The organism is Micromonospora vinacea (genome assembly GCF_015751785.1).
In the GTDB taxonomy this organism is placed as follows: Bacteria; Actinomycetota; Actinomycetes; order Mycobacteriales; family Micromonosporaceae; genus Micromonospora; species Micromonospora vinacea.
On sequence record NZ_JADOTY010000001.1, the window covers coordinates 642,758 to 660,692 of the forward strand.

25 protein-coding genes are annotated in these 17,935 nt (G+C 70.4%); 14 read left to right on the forward strand and 11 right to left on the reverse strand.

The window, feature by feature from the left end:
* The first annotated feature begins 70 nt into the window (after positions 1-70).
* The 5 genes from IW249_RS03155 (at position 71) to IW249_RS03175 (ending at position 3,607) form a co-directional block, all read left to right on the forward strand.
* Complete coding sequence (locus tag IW249_RS03155) at positions 71-1,165, forward strand: 3-deoxy-7-phosphoheptulonate synthase (RefSeq protein ID WP_196919416.1); 1,095 nt, start codon at positions 71-73, stop codon at positions 1,163-1,165.
* A 290-nt stretch (positions 1,166-1,455) separates the two neighbouring features.
* Positions 1,456-2,307, forward strand: a complete 852-nt coding sequence (locus tag IW249_RS03160; protein ID WP_196924609.1) for a helix-turn-helix domain-containing protein — start codon at positions 1,456-1,458, stop codon at positions 2,305-2,307.
* Positions 2,308-2,407: 100 nt separating this feature from the next.
* On the forward strand, positions 2,408-3,091 hold the full coding sequence (locus tag IW249_RS03165) for an SDR family NAD(P)-dependent oxidoreductase (protein WP_196919417.1): 684 nt from the start codon (positions 2,408-2,410) through the stop codon (positions 3,089-3,091).
* 64 nt (positions 3,092-3,155) lie between these two features.
* Positions 3,156-3,389, forward strand: coding sequence for a hypothetical protein (locus IW249_RS03170; RefSeq protein ID WP_231392940.1), 234 nt, complete (start codon positions 3,156-3,158; stop codon positions 3,387-3,389).
* A gap of 23 nt (positions 3,390-3,412) precedes the next feature.
* Positions 3,413-3,607, forward strand: coding sequence for a hypothetical protein (locus IW249_RS03175; RefSeq protein WP_196919419.1), 195 nt, complete (start codon positions 3,413-3,415; stop codon positions 3,605-3,607).
* Between the two features lie 57 nt (positions 3,608-3,664).
* Here the strand turns inward: IW249_RS03175 and IW249_RS03180 are convergent, their stop codons facing one another.
* The 3 genes from IW249_RS03180 to IW249_RS03190 are packed head-to-tail and all read right to left on the reverse strand — an operon-like array spanning position 3,665 to position 4,934.
* Positions 3,665-4,207, reverse strand: a complete 543-nt coding sequence (locus tag IW249_RS03180) for a DUF1360 domain-containing protein (RefSeq protein ID WP_196919420.1) — start codon at positions 4,205-4,207, stop codon at positions 3,665-3,667.
* Between the two features lie 53 nt (positions 4,208-4,260).
* The gene (locus IW249_RS03185; RefSeq protein WP_196919421.1) at positions 4,261-4,593 is read right to left on the reverse strand and encodes an SRPBCC family protein; all 333 of its coding nucleotides are present in this window, start codon (positions 4,591-4,593) and stop codon (positions 4,261-4,263) included.
* Positions 4,593-4,934 carry a DUF6158 family protein gene (locus tag IW249_RS03190; RefSeq protein ID WP_372433025.1) on the reverse strand — a complete coding sequence of 114 codons (342 nt, stop codon included), beginning with the start codon at positions 4,932-4,934 and terminating at the stop codon, positions 4,593-4,595. The genes IW249_RS03185 and IW249_RS03190 overlap by 1 nt, the downstream gene beginning before the upstream one ends.
* A 131-nt stretch (positions 4,935-5,065) precedes the next feature.
* Here IW249_RS03190 and IW249_RS03195 point away from each other — a divergent pair, with 131 nt between their 5' ends.
* Both IW249_RS03195 and IW249_RS03200 read left to right on the forward strand, forming a co-directional pair.
* Entirely contained in the window at positions 5,066-5,488 is a 423-nt protein-coding gene (locus IW249_RS03195) for a hypothetical protein (protein ID WP_196919423.1), read from the forward strand.
* A gap of 25 nt (positions 5,489-5,513) precedes the next feature.
* Positions 5,514-5,846: a DUF3817 domain-containing protein gene (locus tag IW249_RS03200; RefSeq protein WP_196919424.1), complete on the forward strand. Its 333-nt coding sequence runs from the start codon at positions 5,514-5,516 to the stop codon at positions 5,844-5,846.
* Between the two features lie 86 nt (positions 5,847-5,932).
* On the opposite strand, the gene IW249_RS03205 is transcribed toward IW249_RS03200, so the two are convergent.
* Together IW249_RS03205 and IW249_RS03210 are read right to left on the reverse strand one after the other, a co-directional pair.
* Positions 5,933-6,427, reverse strand: a complete 495-nt coding sequence (locus IW249_RS03205; protein ID WP_196919425.1) for a DUF3592 domain-containing protein — start codon at positions 6,425-6,427, stop codon at positions 5,933-5,935.
* 110 nt (positions 6,428-6,537) lie between these two features.
* The gene (locus tag IW249_RS03210; protein ID WP_196919426.1) at positions 6,538-7,059 is read right to left on the reverse strand and encodes a DUF6232 family protein; all 522 of its coding nucleotides are present in this window, start codon (positions 7,057-7,059) and stop codon (positions 6,538-6,540) included.
* A 501-nt stretch (positions 7,060-7,560) separates the two neighbouring features.
* On the opposite strand from IW249_RS03210, the gene IW249_RS03215 reads away from it, so the two are divergent.
* Positions 7,561-8,538 carry a C40 family peptidase gene (locus tag IW249_RS03215; protein ID WP_196919427.1) on the forward strand — a complete coding sequence of 326 codons (978 nt, stop codon included), beginning with the start codon at positions 7,561-7,563 and terminating at the stop codon, positions 8,536-8,538.
* Between the two features lie 72 nt (positions 8,539-8,610).
* On the opposite strand, the gene IW249_RS03220 is transcribed toward IW249_RS03215, so the two are convergent.
* The 4 genes from IW249_RS03220 to IW249_RS03235 form a co-directional block, all read right to left on the reverse strand.
* Positions 8,611-9,600 (reverse strand): sigma-70 family RNA polymerase sigma factor, encoded by a 990-nt coding sequence (locus tag IW249_RS03220; RefSeq protein ID WP_196919428.1) that lies wholly within the window; start codon positions 9,598-9,600, stop codon positions 8,611-8,613.
* Positions 9,601-9,977: 377 nt separating this feature from the next.
* Entirely contained in the window at positions 9,978-10,919 is a 942-nt protein-coding gene (gene murQ, locus IW249_RS03225; protein ID WP_196919429.1) for an N-acetylmuramic acid 6-phosphate etherase, read from the reverse strand.
* Entirely contained in the window at positions 10,916-11,830 is a 915-nt protein-coding gene (locus IW249_RS03230; RefSeq protein WP_196919430.1) for a MurR/RpiR family transcriptional regulator, read from the reverse strand. Before IW249_RS03230 ends, murQ begins: the two co-directional genes overlap by 4 nt.
* A gap of 75 nt (positions 11,831-11,905) precedes the next feature.
* Positions 11,906-13,024, reverse strand: coding sequence for an NAD-dependent epimerase/dehydratase family protein (locus IW249_RS03235; protein ID WP_231392389.1), 1,119 nt, complete (start codon positions 13,022-13,024; stop codon positions 11,906-11,908).
* 57 nt (positions 13,025-13,081) lie between these two features.
* On the opposite strand from IW249_RS03235, the gene IW249_RS03240 reads away from it, so the two are divergent.
* Positions 13,082-13,774, forward strand: coding sequence for an SDR family NAD(P)-dependent oxidoreductase (locus IW249_RS03240; RefSeq protein WP_196919431.1), 693 nt, complete (start codon positions 13,082-13,084; stop codon positions 13,772-13,774).
* Here IW249_RS03240 and IW249_RS03245 read toward each other — a convergent pair.
* Positions 13,759-14,427, reverse strand: a complete 669-nt coding sequence (locus tag IW249_RS03245; protein ID WP_196924611.1) for a nucleoside/nucleotide kinase family protein — start codon at positions 14,425-14,427, stop codon at positions 13,759-13,761. The genes IW249_RS03240 and IW249_RS03245 overlap by 16 nt on opposite strands.
* Before the next feature lie 119 nt (positions 14,428-14,546).
* Between IW249_RS03245 and IW249_RS03250 the strand changes: the two genes are divergently transcribed.
* From IW249_RS03250 to IW249_RS03270, 5 genes are all read left to right on the forward strand, one after another.
* Positions 14,547-15,194: a nucleotidyltransferase family protein gene (locus tag IW249_RS03250; RefSeq protein WP_366340715.1), complete on the forward strand. Its 648-nt coding sequence runs from the start codon at positions 14,547-14,549 to the stop codon at positions 15,192-15,194.
* Complete coding sequence (locus tag IW249_RS03255) at positions 15,191-15,466, forward strand: hypothetical protein (protein WP_196919433.1); 276 nt, start codon at positions 15,191-15,193, stop codon at positions 15,464-15,466. Before IW249_RS03250 ends, IW249_RS03255 begins: the two co-directional genes overlap by 4 nt.
* Before the next feature lie 10 nt (positions 15,467-15,476).
* Positions 15,477-16,253: a metallophosphoesterase family protein gene (locus IW249_RS03260; protein ID WP_091405690.1), complete on the forward strand. Its 777-nt coding sequence runs from the start codon at positions 15,477-15,479 to the stop codon at positions 16,251-16,253.
* Positions 16,244-16,387, forward strand: a complete 144-nt coding sequence (locus tag IW249_RS03265; RefSeq protein WP_007464364.1) for a GPGG-motif small membrane protein — start codon at positions 16,244-16,246, stop codon at positions 16,385-16,387. The genes IW249_RS03260 and IW249_RS03265 overlap by 10 nt, the downstream gene beginning before the upstream one ends.
* 171 nt (positions 16,388-16,558) lie before the next feature.
* The gene (locus IW249_RS03270; protein ID WP_196919434.1) at positions 16,559-17,053 is read left to right on the forward strand and encodes a TspO/MBR family protein; all 495 of its coding nucleotides are present in this window, start codon (positions 16,559-16,561) and stop codon (positions 17,051-17,053) included.
* 46 nt (positions 17,054-17,099) lie between these two features.
* Here the strand turns inward: IW249_RS03270 and IW249_RS03275 are convergent, their stop codons facing one another.
* Complete coding sequence (locus IW249_RS03275; protein WP_196919435.1) at positions 17,100-17,873, reverse strand: M23 family metallopeptidase; 774 nt, start codon at positions 17,871-17,873, stop codon at positions 17,100-17,102.
* Between the last annotated feature and the right edge of the window lie 62 nt (positions 17,874-17,935).

The following is a 17,935-nucleotide window of genomic DNA, read 5'->3' on the forward strand; positions in this document are numbered from 1 at the left end:
GTTCCTGCCCTTTTGCGTACGAGCAGCCGGCTCGTCCCGGGCACCGGCCCCGGGCACGGTCGGCGGAAGGATGCCCACCGTGACGACCCCGGAGACCGATCGGGTCAGCGATCAGCGGATCGACCGTGTCGTGCCGCTGACCACGCCCGCCCTGCTGCACCACGAGTTACCCCTGGACGCCCCGCTGGCGTCGGCCGTACTGACCGGCCGCCGCGCGGTCGGTCGCGTGCTGGACCGCGAGGACGACCGCCTGCTGGTGGTGGTCGGCCCCTGCTCGGTGCATGACCCGGCCGCCGCCCTCGACTACGCGCAGCATCTGCGGAAGGCTGCCGACCGGCACGCCGACGACCTGCTGATCGTCATGCGGGTCTACTTCGAGAAGCCACGCTCCACGGTCGGCTGGAAGGGCCTGATCAACGACCCGGGGCTGGACGGCAGCGGAGACGTCAACACCGGTCTACGGCTGGCTCGGGCGCTGCTGCTCGACGTGCTCCGCCTCGGTCTGCCGGTGGGTTGCGAGTTCCTCGACCCGATCACCCCGCAGTACATCGCGGACACGGTGGCCTGGGGCGCGATCGGCGCCCGCACCGTGGAGAGTCAGGTCCATCGCCAGCTCGCCTCCGGCCTGTCCATGCCGATCGGCATGAAGAACCGCCCGGACGGCAGCATCGGCACTGCGGTGGACGCGATCCGCGCCGCCGGGGTGCCGCACGTCTTCCCTGGCATCGACTTCTCCGGCACCCCGGCGATCATGCACACGCGGGGCAACACCGACGGGCACCTGGTGCTGCGCGGCGGGGGCGGCCGGCCCAACTACGACGCCGAGTCGGTCGCCGGTGCGCTCGACCTGCTCCGCGCGGCCGACCTGCCGGAGCGGCTGGTGATCGACGCCAGTCACGCCAACAGCGGCAAGGACCACCGCAACCAGCCGCTGGTCGCCGCGGACGTGGCCGCCCAACTGGCCGCCGGCCAGCGGGGCATCACCGGCGTGATGCTGGAGTCGTTCCTGCTGCCCGGCCGGCAGGAGCTCGACCCGACCCGGGAGCTGGAGTACGGCCGGTCGGTCACCGACGCCTGCCTCGGCTGGGACGACACCGCCGAGGTGCTCGAACACCTCGCCTCGGCGGTGCGGGCCCGCCGGGCCACAGTGCCGACGACGGTGTGACAGTCGACACGACGCCACACGGAACACGAGCGGGGGTCGGCTCGTTGACAGGGGTGTCGGTGTGTCCAGTGTCCCCGGGCCTCACCTAAATAGCCTTCGCGGAATACCGTCCGGCTGGAGCCGCGTAGTGCCACTCGCCGAGAGGCGACCTGCACACCGACACCAGCGCCGCCCCCGACTCACGAGGTCGGGGGCGGCGCTGTCTGTAGGCGGCAACCGGCGGGAGCCGGGGGTGCGACAGGACCCCTGCTATCCGTCCTGCCCGGTCATACGATCGATTTGTGGGTGAGATGTCGAACGAGCTTGGCGCTTTTCTGAGTGCTCGCCGGGCGCTGGTGACACCGCAGCAGGCCGGCATCCCGCACGGTGGCGTGCGACGCGTGCCGGGCCTGCGGCGCGAGGAGGTCGCCATGCTCGCCGGCCTGAGCGCGGACTACTACCTGCGCTTGGAACGGGGTCGTGACCGTAACCCGTCCGTGCAGGTGCTCGAGTCCATCGCACGCGTCCTGCAGCTCGACGAGGAGCACCTGGCCTATCTGCTAATGCTGGTCGCGGATTCCGCCCGAAAGCGCAGACGTCGACCTCGCAGGGAAACCGTTCCGCCGGGTGCGCTCAAGCTCCTGGGCTCCCTCGTTCAGCCCGCCTTCATCGAGGGCCGGTACTTCGACATCCTGGCCTCGAACAGGCTCGCCCAGGCGCTCTCGCCAGGCCTTGTCAAAGGGGGCAACCAGCTCAGGGACCTGTTCCTGAACCCCGCCGAGCAGGCGCTGCATCCGGAATGGGAAAACATCACGGAGTGCTTCGTGGCGAACCTGCGACAGGCAGTGGGCACCGACATCGACGACCCCCGGTTCATCGAACTCACCGGAGAGCTCTCCTTGGCGAGTGCCCGGTTCCGCCAGCTCTGGGCACGCCACGAGGTACGCGGACAGCAGGGTACGCCGATCCGGTTCGATCACCCGCAGGTCGGGGAGCTGACCCTCAATCGTGAACGGCTGAGCATCGGCGGAGCGGACGGCCTGATGCTCGTCGTCTATCACGCCGACGCCGGGTCCAGTGACGCCGAGAAGTTGAGTCTCCTTGCCTCCGCCGACCTACCCGCCAGCCGCGAGCCACGAGCGGTCCAGCCCGCCCGGACCTGAAACGCGCCGCTGACAGTTCCGGCGATCAGAGGGGGTCCTGTCAGACCCCGGTCTGAAGAGGGCTCCGGGTACGCCGACCTGCCGTGGTTAGCGTCGGGACATGACCATCACATTGATCACCGGAGCCAACAAGGGCATTGGCTTCGAGACCGCCAGACAGCTTCTGGCGTTGGGGCACGAGGTCTACATCGGCGCGCGGGATGTCGAGCGGGGTGAGAAAGCCGCGGTCGCGCTCGGGTCGCGGTTCGTCCAGCTCGACGTGACCGACGACGCCTCTGTGCGCAGCGCGTTGGCGACGATCGACTCGGCCGAGGGCCGCCTCGACGTCCTGGTGCACAACGCGGGCATTCTGGAGACCGACCTCGACGGGCCCGCGGCCCTGCGCTCCTTCGACACGAACGCGGTAGGGATCGTGCGTGTCACGGAGGCGGCGCTGCCCCTGCTCCGCAGGTCGTCCAATCCCACAGTCGTCACCGTTTCGAGCAGCGCCGGATCGTTCTGGGCGGTGACCAATCCCGAGCGGCCGGAGTTCGGTTTGCCGCTCGCGCTGTATTCGGCGTCCAAGTCCGCAGCCACCATGCTGACCGTGCAGTACGCGAAGTCCCAGCCGGGCATCAAGTTCAACGCCCTCGAACCGGGCCCCACCGCCACCGACATGACCGCCGCCTTCAACATCGGGCGGCCGGTGGAGGAGAGCGCACGCCAGGTCGTGCGCCTGGCGACCCTGGGCCCGAGCGGACCAACGGGGACCTTCCAGGACGAGGCAGGGGAACTGCCCTGGTGAGCAGGCGGCATCGTCGGTACGTGGGCCGACAGGCGTGACGTTTGACCGATTCCGCCCCGGGTAGCTGATCGACGTGACCGACGACGCATCCGTGGCCGGCGAGCCAGACACCCAGGCCCTCGACGACCTGCTCGACGACATCTTCCGGGCGCAGGAGCGGGTCACCCAGGCGGAGATCTATCGCCGGGCGGTGGCCGCCGAGCTACCGCCGGACCTGCTCGCCCGCATCGACGCGCTTCCCGAGGGTGAGTACGCGGTGGACGAGGCCAGTGACCTGCTGGGCGGTTCCATCGCGTGAATGACCGTAGGAGGGACACCGACATGACGCACCACGAGAACCACGACGAGAAGGTGCCGGCGCTGGGTCAGCCGCCGAAGGGCAGGGACACCACGCCCGAGCCGGACTTCGCCAACGAGCACGACCGTACGGCGGTGGATCGGGACATCATCACCGGGGCGGACGAGGACGAACGGGAGCCGGAGTCGCCGCACGGTTGGTCCGGCATGCAGCGCTGAGGGGTACGAGAAAAGGGGGGCCGGCGTATGCCGCCCCCCCTTTTCGTGTCCTGCTCGTCAGTCGTCGTCGTGGTGCCCGCCCTCGGCGGCCTGCTGCGCCGTCGCGTACGCCATCTGGAGGAAGTCGGACGCGGCGACCGCTGTCAGCGCGGTGGCCACGAGGCGGGTGAGCCTGGGTGCGAGCACCAAGCCCCCGGTCAGCCCGGTGGCCACCCAGACCGCCAGACAGAACGGGCAGCTCAGCAACTCGCCGATGGCGTGCCGGGTCGGGCTGCCCGAGTCGCGGACCTGCTCCATCACCTCACCGCTGCCGATCGGGCGGTCGTAGCGGGTGAACGGGGCCCGCAGCGGGCTCGTCACCGCGTCCTTGGACAGCAACCGGCTCAGCTTGTGGGTGGCAATGGAGAGCAGCACCACGTCGGACGGGGCGGGACGCTCCGGCACCGGCCGACCGGTCGCCTTGACCAGGCCGGCGAGAGCCCCGGTCACCCCCGCGTAGGCGCCCATTGCCACCAGGTAGCCGCCGAGCGGCCGGTGCTCGTGTGGCGCGTACGCCCGGCGTAGCCGGGCCGCCTTCTGTCGCAGGCCAGTGTCGCTCACCCGATCTCCTCACATGTCGTGGTGGTGCGGGACCGGTGTCCCGCGAGGCCGGCTCAGCCAGCCTGGAGGTTGTCGGCGACCTCGCGTACCAGGTTGGTGAGCGCCTCGTCGGCCAGCTGGTCCGGACCGGGTCCGTCCGACCCGTCGGCCAGGTCGAGCTGGATGCGGGCGCCGCCCGAATCCGCCGGCTCGACCCGGATCTCCGCGGACCAGTCGTCGGCGTCGCCCCAGCGGGCGCGTAACTCCTCACCACTGATCTCCGCGGCGGGGCTGCCGTCGCCACGCAGCGGCTCGGGCAGCCAGGCCGAGGCCCGGTCGGGGTCGGTGGCGGTGTTGAAGACCACCTCGGGTGGCGCGGACATGCCGCGCACGGCGCGCGCCGGCATCAGGCGTCCCGCAGGCGGCTGGGATCGACCTCGCGGCCCGGGTGGCGAGCCAGGTACTCGGTCTCCAGCTCCGCGGTGCGCCGCAGGTGGTTGGCGAGTGCGGAGTCCGCCGCGTGCCGCAGGGTGTCCAGGCGGGTGCGGTGCAGGCTGTGCATCTCGCGGATCAGGTCCTCGTCGGTCAGCTCCGTCGGGTCGATGCCGAGCAGATCGCCGTCGAGACCGGGAGCGCCGGCCGGGTCGGCGAGCTGGTCGCCACCCCACTCGGGCACCCGCTGCTCCGGGCTCATTTCCGCGTCGCCGCTGGACGCAAAGCCGTCTTCTCGTACCGATCCGGTCATGATCGCCCCCCTTGATCTCGTTTGGGCTGGCGTCTAGACGATTGCCCAGGCGTGGTGATGCCAAACCACACCGCCGAGGCCACAACTACGACACGGTGTCGGAGAGCGGCAGCGGCCCCGGTACCCTCGATGCCATGAGGCGGCTCTGGACCCCGGCGTGGATCGCGCGCCACGTGGCCATGGTCGTGCTGGTCGTGGGCTTCCTCGGGCTGGGCTGGTGGCAGATCAGCCGGGCCACCGCCGGCAACAGCCTGAGCTGGGGGTACGCGGTCGAGTGGCCGATCTTCGCCGGCTTCGTGGTCTACGTGTGGTGGCGTGAGGTGAAGCTGGCCCGTCGCAGGGCGGAGGAGGCCGACGCGCCGCCTGCGGATCCGGCCGTCGAGCCGGCGCCGGCGGTCACCACCGGGTCCCGACCGGCGGTACGCCGACCGGTGCGGGTGTCCCGGGTGCCGGCCACCGGCGATGTCGTCGAGGACACCGACCTGGCCGCCTACAACCACTACCTGTCATGGTTGAACGCCAATCCGGGCGCCCGGCCCGGTGACTATCCCGGCTGAGCCGGGCTCGGAAGGACGGACGACGGTGGGCGCTGCCCTTACCCGGTACCGCGTGATCGCCTGGATCGTGGGCGTGGTGCTGATCCTGCTGGTCGTGATCGGCATGCCGCTGAAGTACGCGTTCGACAACCCGGTCGTCGTGGAGACGATCGGGCCGGCGCACGGCTTCCTCTACATGATCTACCTGGTGGCCGCGTTCGACCTGAGCCGCCGAGCCGACTGGCCGCTGAAGCGGATGCTGTTGGTGATGCTGGCCGGCACCGTGCCGTTCGTCTCGTTCTACGCCGAGCGCCGGGTCAGCGCCTGGGTGGCCGCACCGCAGGCGGAACGGGCTCCGGAGCCCGTGCTCCCACGGTGACGTGAGCGGGCGTGAAGATTGGTTGCGCCGACCTTCACGCCCTGCGGCGGGCGATTAGCCATCCGGTCAGCGTCACCCCTGGACCACTAGGTCAGCTTTTTCCTGTCGGCCCTCGCCAAGAGGAGTATCAGGACACCAAAGATGGTGGCGACTGCGCCGATCGGAACGAGGGACCAGGACATCAGGGGGAACAGCGACCCATCGGTACGATCGTTCTCCGCCACAAAATGCTCCGGGTCGCTCGGATCCACCCAGATGGTCAACGCCTGGGGCGGCGGGCTGCTGCAGACCGCGAGTTTGGCGCAGGGGATCCAGTCGTGATGCTGCTCCCCCTCGTACATGTAGTAGACCTCGATCCGGTCGATGCCGCTGCCTCGGGCGTTGCCTCCCTCTCGGTCGGTGAGGGTGGCCGGAACCTGCACGCCCTCGACGCGCAGCCGATCCGCCTCGGAGGAGTCCCACCACCGATAGCCGAGCGAGCCGCCAAGCAGCCCCAGGCCGACCAGGAGCGGAAGCACCGCCGTGCGGAGCAACTTCCGCTGATTCTCAGTTGCATCGGCCAACGACACGCGAGAAACCATCCCTACCTCTTCGTCACGGCATTCACTCGTGCTGGCACGGCTCAGTGGGCGGCGAAACCACGCGCGGCGGCGTCAGCGGCGCGCTCAACATACTGAGCCGATCAGTCGAATCAGCGGTTGGGTCGCCACGGGTCCGCCGAGGCGAGCGGGTCGACCCAACCGCCGTAGCGGTTGACCTCCCGGGCCCTCAGCAGGGCCCGGGTGACCTGGCCGAACTGCCGTTCGTCGTCGGCGCTGAACAGCAGCACCTCCGATCCTCGGTACCACCCCCACAACTCGTGGGGCGGTGGGCGCCAGCGATCGCCCACCAGGGCGAGAGCGGCCGGGAGCAGGAACACCGCGCCGAGGATCAGGTACGCCTCGGCGGTGAGGCGTTGCAGTCCGCCGGTGAAGCCGAGGAGCACTCCCACCCCGCCGAGCATGCTGGCGGTGATGACGACGGCCCGGACGGCGATCCGGTCGTGCGGACCCCGGGTGGTACGCAGATGGGTCAGGTCGGCGACCCGGTAACTGGTCCGACCGACGGTGAACCGGTCGACGGTCACGATGATGCCGGGCCGCGCGTACAGCAGGGTCGACCGGGCGCCCGGCACCGATCGCGGCGGTCGCGTCTTTGCGCCTTCACGATTCACGGTTCCTCCCGCAGGGGACGGTTGGGCCGAGTGGGTCCGCCGGTGACCGCATCGCCACCTGTCGACGGGATTCCCGGCTCCGGACTTCATTGTGTTGCGGCACCGCCAGTCGACCTGGGCATTTACCGGCTCCCGACAGCTCACCACGGCTGGGTGACATCGCCGAGAAACAGCATCCATTTCAGGTTTTATCGGTTATGGAGGCCAGGATTCCGGCGGCATACGCCGGGAACGACGAAGGTCGTATATCCGTCATTAGTTCGCCAAAAGGGCGATGTTCCCTCGCTCCCAGGCGTCATCAGCCACGATGACGCCACCCAGCCCAGGGGCACGACCCGCAACTCTCCCAACTTTCGCCCCTACTTCAACTGCGAGCGACAACCGTCCCGGGTTAGGTTGGGCGAGCCGGTCCGGCCCAGTGCCGTCCGCCCGGGTGGCCCCGGCCGGTGTCGTCGAGGGCGTCAGCAGCCCCGGCGGCCGTGGGAGAGGGGCCTTCCGCTCTTGTCATCCCTGAGAAATCTGCTGCGCACCGTGGCGCTGGTCGGCATGTCGGCCGCGCTGATCGCCCCGACGGCGGTGGCCCAGGCCGAGCCGTCCCCCGCCGACCTGACCCGCCGGATCGAGACGTCCTCGGCCGAGTTGGAGCGGGTCGTCGAGTCGTACAACAAGCTGCGTGAGGAGATCAAGACAAACGAGGCGGCCGTGGCCCGATTACAGACCCGCATCGGCCCGCTCGAACAGCAGGTCGAGCAGAGCCGGGCCGACGTGGCCGAGCTCGCCTCCACCGCGTACAAGAGTGGCGGCCTGCGCACCGCGGACGCCCTGCTGCGTCCCGGCGGCTCAGCCGCTCTGCTGGACCGGCTCGGCACGATCGAGCAGTTGACCCGCCAGCGGCAGGAGCGCATCTCCGGCTTCACCGCCGATCAGCAGCGGCTGCTCGACGAGAAGGCCCGCCTGGGTGCGACCCTGACCCGGCAGGCCGCGCAGGCTCGTCAGTTGGCCGCCGGCAAGAAGCAGATCGAGCAGGACCTGGCCAAGCTGTACGAACTGCGCCGGCAGGCGTACGGGGCCGCCACCGAGCGACCCCAGCCGAAGGCGGCGACGAGTGAGGCCAAGAACGTCCCCGCCGTGTCCGGTGCCGCCGGTACGGCGGTTCGCTACGCGTTCGGCGCGATCGGCAAGCCGTACGTCTGGGCAGCCGACGGGCCCAACGGCTACGACTGTTCCGGGCTGACCTCGGCGGCCTGGCGGGCAGCCGGGAGGTCCCTGCCGCACAACACCCGGATGCAGTGGAGTGCTGTCGCCCACATCGGGCGGGGCGACCTACGCCCCGGCGACCTGGTCTTCTACAGCGGGCTCGGGCACGTCGCCCTCTACGTGGGCGGCGGTCAGGTTATCGACGCGCCCAGCGCCGGTCGCAACGTGCTCAAGCGCGGCATGAACATGATGTCGATCCAGGGTTACGGCCGGGTTCGCTGACCACGACCGGAAACGGCGAACGGCCGGCGTCCCCCTATCGGACGCCGGCCGTTCGCCGTCATTACTACCAGGTCAGGCTGCCTGCAGCCCCTCCGCCCGGGCCAGCTCACGGAGCCGGCCGAGGGCCTGGATCTCCAGCTGCCGGATCCGCTCGCGGGACAGCGAGAACCGGGACGCGACCTCGGTGAGCGAGTGCTCCCGGCCGTCCTCCAGCCCGTAGCGGGCCCGCATGATGCCGGCGGACCGGTCGTCGAGGTGGTTGAGCAGCCCTTCGATGCGCTGCCGCTCCAGACCGCTGAGGACGATGTCCTCCGGCGACGGCGCGTCACTGTCGGCGACCAGGTCACCGAGGTTCGTGTCGCCGTCGTCGCCCACCGGGGTGTCCAGCGAAACGGTGTCCTGCGACCAGCGGCGCAGCTCGTTCACCCGCTCGACGGTGACGCCGAGGGCGGTGGCGATCTGCTCCGGCTCCGGGTCGCTGCCCAACTCACGGGTCAGCTGCCGCGCCACGTTGCGCATCCGGTTGACGTCCTCCACCAGGTGCACCGGCAGACGGACGGTGCGCTCCTGCTGGGCGATCGCCCGGCTGATCGCCTGCCGGATCCACCAGGTGGCGTAGGTGGAGAACTTGTAGCCACGCTCGTAGTCGAACTTCTCGACCGCCCGGACCAGGCCGGTGTTGCCCTCCTGGATCAGGTCCAGCATGGGCATCCCCGAGCGCACGTAGCGTCGGGCGATCGACACGACCAGTCGGAGGTTGGCGCGGATGAAGAGGTCCTTCGCCCGCTCTCCCTCGACGACCAGCCACTCCAGGTCGGCCCGGTCGACACCGGCGGGAACGGCTTCCTCACCGAGCAGGTGCTCGGCGTAGAGGCCGGCCTCGATCGCCTTGGAGAGATCGACCTCCTTGGCGGCGTCCAGCAGTGGCGTCCGGGAGATCTCGTGCAGGTAGACGCCGACCAGGTCGCGCTCCTCGGCAACCTCGTCGGTTCGCATGCCGATGTTCTTGTCCACGTTGCCCACGGTCCCCTCGCTCGCGCCGGTTGCCCGGTTCCTTGCCATTCCCCACACCGGTCAGCCCCTGGTAACTTCTGCTGTGCCCATCGGTGCTGACACCTACACAACAGATGAGACGTGTCGGGGATTCCTCGTCGTGAGTCGAAAGTGTCACGAATGCCTGAGTAACAGCTGAGAGCACGGTCCATGTTTGCTGTCAGCACCCCATCGGGTGGCTCGCCACTGGGCACCACGTACGGGTTACCGCACCATGGCAACACCGCCCGCCGTGGGGGCACAGCGACCCGGGTCACCACCGCGATGCGATCCTGGTCACTGCCAGATACGCACCGATGGACCGGTCGGTTCATCCACGGGGGTGTTATTACCCCCCGGCCAGATGAACAATCCGAGGGCCCGTTCGCTTCCCGGGGCGGGTGGCGTCAGGAGGCGAGCAGCGCGAGGGCGCCGCGCACCTGGTCAGCCGAGCGGGCCAGCGCGGCCCGGGCGGCGTCGATCTCGGCGCCGGAGACGAGGGAGACCAATGCCGTCTTCAGGTCCCCGTCGGCCTCACTGAGGGCCCGCTGGGAGAGTTCCTCCGAGCAGCCGGTGGCCTCGACCAGAATCGAGATCATTCGTCCCCGGAGTTTCGCGTTGGTGGCCACCATGTCGATCATGAGGTTCGAGTAGACCCGCCCCAGGCGCACCATGACGGCGGTCGAGAACGTGTTGAGCACCAACTTCTGCGCGGTGCCCGCCTTCATCCGGGTCGACCCGGTGACCACCTCGGGTCCGGTGTCCACCCCGATGAACACGTCGACCGACCGGGCGGCCTCCGCCTCCGGATTGGCGCAGAGGAGCACCGTCGAGGCGCCCTTGGCGCGGGCTGCGGCGAGCGCCCCGAGGACGTACGGGGTGCGTCCGCTGGCCGCCAGACCAACCACCAGGTCCCCGGCCCGTACACAACTGGCCGCTTCGACAGCGCCGCCCCGGTCATCGTCCTCGGCGTCCTCCACGGCCCGCCACATGGCGTCCGGGCCGCCCGCGAGGTGCGCGCAGAACCAGTGCCGGGGCGAGTTGAAGGTGGGGGCCAGTTCGGCCGCGTCGAGTACGCCCAGCCGGCCGGAGGTGCCGGCCCCGAAGTAGTGCACCCGGTGACCGCCGCGAAGGGCAGCGACCGCCAGGTCGACGGTGGTGGCGATCTCGTCGAGCACCGCGGCGACCGCCGCGGGCACCCGCCGGTCCGCCTCGTTGATCACGGTGAGCACGTCCCGGGTCGACATCAGGTCCAGGTCGACGCTGAGCGGGTTGCGCCGTTCGGTGGGGGCGCCCACCCGGACCGTCGGGCGAGCGGGCGGTGCGGGCATCTCCGCACCGGCCGTCATGCCCGCCTCCGGTTGGCACCCACCCGGTGCGACTGGACCGCCTCGGCGGTCGCCTCGAGAGCCTTACGGGCTCGGGCCCGGTTGCGGGCGGCCACTCCGACGAAGAGGCAGTCGACAACGGTCAGCTGGGCCAGTCGGCTGGCCGTCGCGCCGGAGCGGTAGGTGGTCTCCCGGGCCGCCGTGGTCAGCACGAAGTCGGCCACGTCGGTGATCGGCGAGCGCGGGAAGTTGGTCAGCGCCACTGTCGCGGCACCCCGGGTACGGGCCTGCTCCAGCACCTCGATCACGTCGGAGGTGGTGCCGGTGTGCGAGATGCCGATCGCCACGTCTCCCCGGCCCAGGAGGGCGGCCGAGGTCAGCGCGGTGTGCACGTCCGGGAAGTAGAAGGCGATCCGGCCGATGCGGTGCAGCTTCTGCTGGAAGTCCGAGGCGACGAACCCGCTGGCGCCGGCGCCGTAGATGTCGATCCGGCCGGCACCGCCGATCGCCTCGACCACCTGCTCGCAGACCGCCGGGTCGAGTTGCTCGGCAGTCTCCTCGACGGCGCGGGCGTCGTTGAACGCGATGGTGGCGATGATCTGAGCGAGGTCGGCGCCGGGCGGGATGTCACCGCCGACCACTCGGGCGTCCGGTGGTTCGATCCGGCGGGCGGCCTCGGCGGCCAGGCGAATGCGCAGTTGGGGGTAACCGTCCATGCCGACCGAACGGCAGAATCGGATGACTGTCGCCTCGGATGTCTCGGCTGCGGTGGCGAGGTCGGTGATTGTCCGACGGGCGGCGGCCGCCGGGTCGGAGACCACCAACCGGGCGACCCGCTGCTCGGCGGGCGACAGCGACGGCAACAGCCCACTGATGTGGACGATCAGCCCACCGGGCTCGTGACTCGCAGAAATCTTCGCACTCTTCGCCACGGATGAAACTTACTTTCAGCAGGCGTGAGCGTCAACTATGACTGTCCGAGGTGGGGGAAACTTCGATCGCCGGGATCACCGGTCCCGCACAGCCTGCCACTTCCCCAGGATCGCCGCCTCATCCGCCGGGTCGAGTCCACCCTGCCGGACGGCCGCCGGGTGCGCGGCCATCCAGGACGCGGTCGCCCGAACGGTGTCGGCCAGCGGACGGACCGTCAGACTGGCGTCCAGGGCCGGCCGAACGTCCCTGTCCATCAGGCCAGCGGTCTCCGGCAGTCGCACCCACAGCGGCAGCGCCCGCTCCCCCGACCACTCGCGTACGTCGTGGGACAGCAGGAAATCCTGATCGACCCAGGTGAGGAGCGGGTCGACGACGCCCAGCCCGGCGGCCACCCCGGCCAACAGGTCGGCCCGGGACATGGCCGGACCGGTGCCGTCGTAGGTGCCGCCGAGGCGGGTGCCGGCGGCGTGCAGCAGCCAGCGCGCCAGATCGGCCACGTCCACGAACTGCACCCTGTCGCTCGGATGTCCGGGGGCCAGCACCTCACCACCGGCCGACAACCGCCGCACCCAGTACGGGAAACGGTCGCTCGGATCCTCCGCGCCGACGATCAGCCCAGCCCGGCAGATGAACGAACGGTCCACTCCCATCCGCTCCCGGACCAGCTCCTCGATGCTCACCTTGCACTCGCCGTACCAGCGGTGGTCCGGGCCGATCGGACCGTCCACGTCCGGCGGCGCCGGGGCCAGGATCGGGGCGTCCGCCGCGGTCTGGCCCGGGGTGGTGTGGTCGGCGTACACCGAGATCGTCGAGACGAACGACCAGTGACCGACGTGGTCGGCGAGCGCGGCGAGCGCGTGCCGGGCATGGCTGACCTGGCGGGACACGTCGATCACGGCGTCGAAACCCTCGTCGGCGAGCGGGACGAGCGCCTCCGGATCGTCGCGGTCGGCCGCCACGAACCGCGCGCCGGTCGGCACCACGCCGGACACGCCCCGGGCCGCACAGGTCACTTCGTGACCCTGCTCGACGGCGAGCCGGGCCGTCTCCCGGCCGAGGAATCGGGTGCCACCCAGAATGAGGATCCGCATCCGCCGATCCTGCGCCGTCGCGAGTCGATTCGGCCAGCCGCTCTGCCCACGGCAGACCGCGATCATGAAGTTGTTGTCACTCAGCTCGGCGTGTCTCGGCAACAACTTCATGATCGACGGGAGCGCTGGATGCGGGCTGGGGGCACTAACGTGGGGTCCATGGCAGAGGGCAGCGTGTTGGTGACCGGGGGTTCCGGCGGGCTCGGCGGTGCGGTCGTCACCGCGTTCCTCGAGGCGGGCTGGCGGGTGGTCGTACCGGAGCGGAAGGCCCGGCCCGGGTCGGAGCCGGCGGCCGCCGGACTGGTCCGGGTTGTCGCGGACCTGGGCGAGCCGGCGGGCGCGGCGCAGGCGGTCGAGGCCGCCGTCGGCGACCCGGCGGCGCCGCTGCGTGCGGTGGTCAACCTCGTCGGGGGGTACGCCAGCGGCGGACTGGTGCACGAGACGCCGGTCGAGGAGTTCGAGCGGATGCTCACCGTCAACCTGCGGCCGACCTACCTGGTCACCCAGGCCGCGCTGCCGCACCTGGTGGCGTCCGGCGGCGGCGCGGTGGTCTGCGTCTCGGCCCGCGCGGCGGTCGCCCCGTTCCGGGGCGCGGCCGGCTACTCGACGGCCAAGGCGGCGGTGCTGGCCTTCGCCAACGCTGTCGCTGTGGAGTACCGGTCGCAGCACGTACGCTGCAACACCGTTCTGCCCAGCGTCATCGACACCCCGGCGAACCGGGCGGCCCAGCCCGACGCCGACCACTCCCGTTGGGTGACGCCGGAGGAGATCGCGCCGGTGATCCGGTTCCTGGCGTCGGCCGACTCCGCTCCGACCAGCGGGGCCACCGTTCCGGTCTACGGGCGGGCCTGAGCCGCCACCCGGCCGACCTCGTCCCCGTCCGATGCGGAGGTCGGCAGCCAGGTCTCCAGGTGGGCCTGGATCTGCTCGGTCACCTCCTCGGCCGGGCGACCCGCGTCCACCAGCACGAAGCTGGGATATTCGGGCAGCGCCCGGTAGGCGGTGTCGGCGGCGGTGAGCCACCCCATCGTCTCGTGGTCGGTGCCGCGCTCCTCGATGCGCCGGTACGCCTCCGCCGGGTCGACGGCGAGCAGGAAGGTCACCTGCGGCGTCGGGAACAACCGGTAGCCGGCCCGGGCGAGCCGCTCCCAGCGCTGCCCGCCGTGCGCCCGGATGCTCGCGTACTGGCAGGCCGAGTAGCGGTCCATCACCGCCGTCCGGCCGGTGAGCAGACAGCTGAGCAGGGCGATGGCGATGGCGAGCCAGCGCAGCACCGACTCCACGGCCAGCACGCCGTCGCGCCCGACGAGTCGTTGCGCGTCCGGTCGGCCGAGGCGGTGGGCGAGCCGTCCGAGCCAGCGTCGGCCACTGGCGTTGCGGCGGTAGGTGGCGGGGCGGCCGGCGGCGGTCAGCGCGTCGGCCAGCCGGTGTGCCTGAGTGGTCTTGCCCGAACCGTCGATGCCGATCAGGGCGACGGTGCGCAATCGGGCCTTGCGTCGTCGCATCCCCGATGATCTGGCCACTCTCCACAGGTTATCCGACCCACGCACCTGCTCCGCGGGGTTTGTCGCGGTTCATCCCTGTTGACGCCCGACCGAGACACCAGCAGGTGTGGGCGACCGGAATGCCGGGTACCGGAGTTCGAAATCCAACCGCCGGTCCACCAACACGACGACGGAGGAACCAGATGGCTGAGCGCGGGGACGAGAGTCTGGTGCACACCCTCAAGAAGGTCGCCGCCGTGCTCAAGCAGTCCGAGATCCCGTTCGCCCTGGGCGGCAGCTTCGCCGTCTACGCCCACGGGGGCCACTCGAGTGACCACGACGTCGACTTCCTGATCCGGGAGGCCGACGTCGAGCAGGCGCTGGAGGCGCTGGTTGCCGCCGGCTTCGTCGCCGAGCGTCCCCCGGAGGACTGGCTGGTGAAGGTCTTCGACGACGGCCGGATGGTGGACCTGATCCACCGGCCGATCGAGACACCGGTGACCGAGGAGACATTCGCCGACACGGTCGTTCGGCCGGTCGACGCGATCCACATGCCGGTGCTGTCCGCCACCCAGTTGATGGTGCACAAACTGCTCAGCTTCTCCCAGCACTACTGCGACTTCGCCCGCGGTCTGCCGCTGGCCCGCTCTCTGCGGGAGCAGATCGACTGGGAACGGGTACGCAAGGAGACGCAGCACTCGCCGTACGCCGAGGCGTTCCTGGTGCTGCTGGACCGGCTGGAGGTGGTGCCGGCCGCCGGCACCCAGCCAGGAGAGGGGACATCGTGACCCACCAACGCGACATCGGCGCCGGGCCACCGGACGAGTACGTCGAGGCGGAGATCCAACGGTTGCTCGTCGAGGACCCCGCCGTCGCCGAACAGGGGATCACAGTGGTTCGACGGGAACGTGCCCTCGTGCTCTACGGCGAGGTGGAGAGCCCGCACCGGCGGGAGGAGATCCTGCGTCGGGTGTCCGAGCGCTTCCCGGACGTGCCGATCACCAGCGACATCGGGGTGATCCGCGCCCAGGCGCCCACGGAGATCGAGCAACTGCCCTGAGGGAGGTTCCATGGTGATCCGGATTGCCGCTGTGGGCGACGTGCATCTGGACGAGGACGTGGTGGGCCGGTTCCGACCGGCGTTGGAAGAGCTGCCGGAGTGCGCCGACGTGCTGCTGCTGGCCGGGGACCTGACCCGGCACGGCACCGAGGCCGAGGCGCGCTGCGTGGCAGAGGAGTTCGGCGGGTTGGCCGTACCGGTGGTGACAGTGCTCGGCAACCACGACCACCAGTGCGACCAGGTGCCACAGGTGGTCAAGGTGCTGGAGGACGCGGGCATCACGGTGCTGGAGGGCAACGGCGTCGTGCTGGACTGCGCGGGCGGCCGGCTGGGCATCGCCGGCGTGAAGGGCTTCGGCGGTGGGTTCGCCGGGCGGTGCGCGAGTGACTTCGGCGAGCCGGAGATGAAGGCCTTCGTGCGGACCACCACCGACAGCGCGGACCGCCTCGGTGCGGCGCTGCGCTCGCTGGACTGCGACATGCTGGTCGCGCTCACCCACTACTCCCCGGTTCCGGACACGCTGGCCGGCGAACCGTTGGAGATCTACCCGTTCCTGGGGTCGTACCAGTTGGGGCAGGCGATCGACTCGGCGCCCACGGCGCTGGCCGTGCACGGGCACGCGCACGCCGGCACCGAACGCGGCACGACCCCCGGCGGGGTACGCGTCCGCAACGTCGCGCACCCGGTGATCAAGCAGGCGTACAGCGTCTTTCACGTTGGCGATCAACTCGACACCGACCAGGTTTCCCCGATCGGCCAGTCGGGTAGTCAGAGGTCATGGAGCTGATTCTCTGGATTCTCGCAGTCGTACTCGTGGTCGCCGGCATCCTCGCGCTGTTCCGCCGGCAGATCCTGTGGGGCATCGTCCTCATCGTCGTCGGGCTGTTGGTCGGCCCGGGTGGTGTCAGCATCTTCAATTAGCGCTCGTATCGCCCTGATTCCGGGACCCGCCGGGGTCGCCGCGACCGGAGCTTCGTCCTCCCGACAGAAGCACCGGCCGTGGCGATCCCGGCGCTTTTTCGTGGGTGGCCGGCCCCGGACCGCCCTCCCGCTCGGCGGTTTGAGCCGGCCCCGAGAGGAAATATCTCGACCATGGAGATATCTCGGGACGCGCCGGCGACCTCCGGCCGGCGAGCGTGGTGGGCCCTCGCCGGCTTCGCTGCGGCGGTCTTCGTCGCCGCCGCGATCGGCGGGCTGGGCGTGCAGGGCACCACCGAGGAGTACGCGAACCTGCGGCAGCCCAGCTGGGCCCCGCCCTCCTGGCTCTTCGGCCCGGTCTGGTCGCTGCTCTACGCGCTGATCGCGGTGGCCGGCTGGCTGGCGTGGCGCCGGGTCGGCTTCTCCCCCGCCCTCTGGGCGTGGACCGCCCAGCTGGTGCTCAACGCGATCTGGACCCCCCTGTTCTTCGGCGCGGGGCGGTACGGGCTGGCGTTCGCCGAGATCGTGCTGATGTGGCTGGCGATCGGTCTGACGGTGGTGCTCTTCGCCCGGGTGTCCCGGGTGGCGGCGGCGCTGATGCTGCCGTACTGGGCCTGGGTCACCTTCGCCGCCGCGCTGAACCTGTCGATCTGGCAGCTGAACAACTGACCGACCGGTCCCCGGTGGCGGTGGCCGACCGGGGACCGTGGCGGGGTCAGCAGCGGGGTACGCCGGGGATGTAGCCGTCGGAGCCGGTGTACACGTACGCGTCGGCTATGTAGCGGCCGGAGCCGATCCGGTCCCAGATCGAGCTGGTGCCGTACGTGCCGGTGACAGTGGTGCCGCTGGTCTGGCAGGCGATGGTCACCCGGGTGCCGTCGGCGACGGTGCCCACCGAGGCGTACCCGGTGCCGGGGCCGGAGCGGACGGTCAGCGGGGTGCCGCTGGTGTCGACAGTGCCGTTGCCGCTGCCCGAGGAGCACCCGTTGTTGCTGGTGTAGCTCTTGGTGCCCCAGTACAGCGCGAGGGTGCCGTTGAAGCGGACCTGGATGTCGGCCCCGTTGAGGCGCTGCTCGTAGTGCAGGTGGGGGCCGGTCGACCCGCCGGTGCTGCCGACCCAGCCGAGCACCTTGCCGTACCCGACCGTCTGCCCGACCGAGACGTTGAAGCCGTTGAGGTGCGCGTAGTAGGTGCTGTATCCGCCCCCGTGGTTGATTCGGACGTATTTGCCGTAGCTGGTGCCGCCGAGGTCGGTCACCCGGTCGACGGTGCCGGGGGCGCTGGCGACCACCGGGTCGCCGAGGTCGTCGGTGCGGTTGAAGTCGACGGCGTACGCCGGGCTGTGGTCCGACCGGGTCTGCCCGGACCAGGACTGGCCGCACGGGAACGGCACCTTGAAGGTCGGCGCGGCCATCGCCGGGGTCGCCGGCACCAGCGCTCCCCCGACGAAGAGACCCGTCACCAGCAGGCTGATCCACCGCTTTCGCATACAGCTCCTCCTATGTCGAAAACCTTCGATCCGGTGCGCCCAGCCTGACAGATATCGTCAAT